This is a genomic window from Peribacillus sp. SIMBA_075 (assembly GCF_046534585.1).
This window is the reverse complement of the sequence record NZ_JAWRYN010000894.1, coordinates 1-261: the sequence shown is the minus strand read 5'-3', so window position 1 is coordinate 261 and position 261 is coordinate 1. Positions and strand designations below refer to the sequence as shown.

The following is a 261-nucleotide window of genomic DNA, read 5'->3' as shown; positions in this document are numbered from 1 at the left end:
CAGGTCGGAGCCTGTCACGCGCCAGCGCCGCACCGGCTCGTTGATCACCGCCGCGGCGCGCGGCAGCTCGCCCGTGAAGAAGCTGCCGTAGTCGACGACGCCGTGCTCGATGACCGCCGTGCGGGTGGATCCGGTGTCCCAGTAGAGCGCATTGAAGTGCGTCACATGGGCGATCAGCACGTCGTCGCGGTCGGCCAGCGGATGGCGCGAGTTCGGCACGCCCTCCTTGGGAGTGTTGTGCTCGACGAAGACCACCGGCAC

1 protein-coding gene is annotated in these 261 nt (G+C 69.0%); it reads right to left on the bottom strand.

Going from position 1 to position 261, the window contains the following annotated elements; all coding sequences use genetic code 11:
• Nucleotides 1–261: hypothetical protein (locus SB775_RS30835; protein WP_486360726.1), on the bottom strand; the 261-nt coding region annotated here is incomplete at both ends.